The following is a 1,447-nucleotide window of genomic DNA, read 5'->3' as shown; positions in this document are numbered from 1 at the left end:
GCGCGCGCGCCGCGGCTGCGGCGCCCGCCTGCCAGCCCAGCGCGGCCGGCAGCCCCAGGCTCAGGCGGCGGCCGTCGAGTTCGATGAAGGTGCGCAGCAGCGCTCCTTCCGTGCCGTCCTGCGGCCACGCAGCGCTCTCGAACTCGCAGCGCATCTCGGTCTCGATCCAGCGCGTGTGCACCGCGAAACTCTCGGCGCCGGCAGCGGTGAAGGCCGGGTCGTCGAGCACCGCGCGATGGAAGGGCAGCACCGAGGCCACCCCCTCGATGCGGAACTCGGCCAGCGCCCGGCGCGCGCGCGCCAGCGCCTGCTCGCGCGTTGCGCCGGTGACGATCAGCTTGGCCATGAGCGAATCGAAGCTGCCCGGCACCTGGCTGCCCGCGGCCACGCCCGTGTCCAGGCGCACGCCCGGGCCGCTGGGCGCATCGAAGACCATGATCCGCCCGGGCGTCGGCAGGTAGCCCCGGCCCGGATCCTCGGCATTGATGCGAAATTCAAGGCTGTGGCCGCGGGCGGGTGGCGTCTCGGTCCACTGCAGCGGCAGCCCGTCGGCAATCCGCAGCTGTTCGAGCACCAGGTCCACGCCGGTGGTCTCCTCGGTCACCGGGTGCTCGACCTGCAGGCGGGTGTTCACTTCCAGGAAAGAAATCTGCCCGTTGCGGCTGAGCAGGAATTCCACCGTACCGGCGCTCTCGTAGCCGGCCGCCTGGCAGATGGCGCGCGCCGCCTCGTGGATCTGCGCGCGCTGCGCATCGGTGAGGAACGGCGCCGGCGCTTCCTCGACCAGCTTCTGGTTGCGCCGCTGCAGCGAGCAGTCGCGCGTGCCCAGCACCAGCACCTGGCCGTGCCGGTCGGCCAGCACTTGGGCCTCGATGTGGCGCGGGCGGTCGAGGAACTGCTCCACATAGCACTCGCCGCGCCCGAAGGCCGCCGTGGCCTCGCGCACCGCCGACTCGTACAGCTCGGCCACCTCCTCCATCTGCCAGGCGACCTTCAGGCCGCGCCCGCCGCCGCCGTGCGCCGCCTTGATGGCCAGGGGCAGCCCGTGCTCGCGGGCGAAGGCCAGCACCTCGGCGCTGCTGGCGACCGGCCCGGGCGTGCCGGCCACCAGGGGGGCGCCCACCTGCTGCGCGATGCGCCGCGCCGCGACCTTGTCGCCCAGGGCCTCGATGGTCTCGGGGCGCGGACCGATCCAGACCAACCCGGCCTCCCGCACCGCCCGCGCGAAGTCGGCACGCTCGGCCAGGAAGCCGTAGCCCGGATGCACCGCATCCGCGCCGCTCTTGCGGGCGATGTCGAGCAGCCGGTCGATCGCCAGGTAGGTCTCGGCCGGGCGCGTGCCCGCCAGGGCCCAGGCCTCGTCGGCCGCGCGCACATGCAGCGCGTCGGCATCAGGGTCGGCATAGACGGCGACCGAGCGCACGCCGTAATCGCGGCAGGCGCGCGC

1 protein-coding gene is annotated in these 1,447 nt (G+C 73.9%); it reads right to left on the bottom strand.

The features are described from left to right. The coding region (locus A612_RS00435) for an acetyl-CoA carboxylase biotin carboxylase subunit (protein WP_019372652.1) at positions 1 to 1,447 on the bottom strand (1,447 nt) is incomplete at both ends.

Source organism: Melaminivora alkalimesophila, from assembly GCF_000282995.1.
GTDB lineage: Bacteria > Pseudomonadota > Gammaproteobacteria > Burkholderiales > Burkholderiaceae_C > Melaminivora > Melaminivora alkalimesophila.
The sequence above is the reverse complement of the archived record's forward strand: the minus strand, read 5'-3'. Positions and strand labels throughout refer to the sequence as shown.